Annotated in this window: 1 protein-coding gene; it reads left to right on the forward strand. The window is 49.1% G+C overall.

The features are described from left to right. Positions 1-41 precede the first annotated feature (41 nt). Positions 42-470 (forward strand): RagB/SusD family nutrient uptake outer membrane protein (locus ASC50_RS04385; protein WP_226995397.1); only part of this gene is annotated, 429 nt, incomplete at its 3' end.

Here is a 470-nt window from a genome sequence, read left to right on the forward strand (position 1 = left end):
ACACTAGCAATACTGTTAGAAATGTCACAGTAGACTATTCGATGAGCGGAAATGCGGGTCCCAATCAATTCTTCCCCATGGATTATAACCATACGGCTTACACCTGCAAAAAATACGTTCACCCCGAAGATGCGGTTACTAGCGGGATAATAAAAGCCAAATCATTCCTGGTTTTTCGCTATGCGGAAACGCTGCTGAATTATGCGGAGGCTTTGAACGAATTAGACGGCAGTTATAGCGAGGACGGCATCACCGTGACGGGAAGAGATGAAAACGAGATACTGGACGCTTTCAATCAGATACGCTATCGCTCAGGATTGCCCGGCTTAGCTGCTCTCCCGTCTCGTGACGATATGCGCGACCTTATCAAAAAAGAACGGCGCATTGAATTTGCCTGCGAAGGACACCGATACCACGACATCCGTCGTTGGGGCGAAGCCTACGCAGCTTATAACCTGCCCGTGACAGGG

This window comes from Candidatus Symbiothrix dinenymphae (assembly GCF_001431085.1).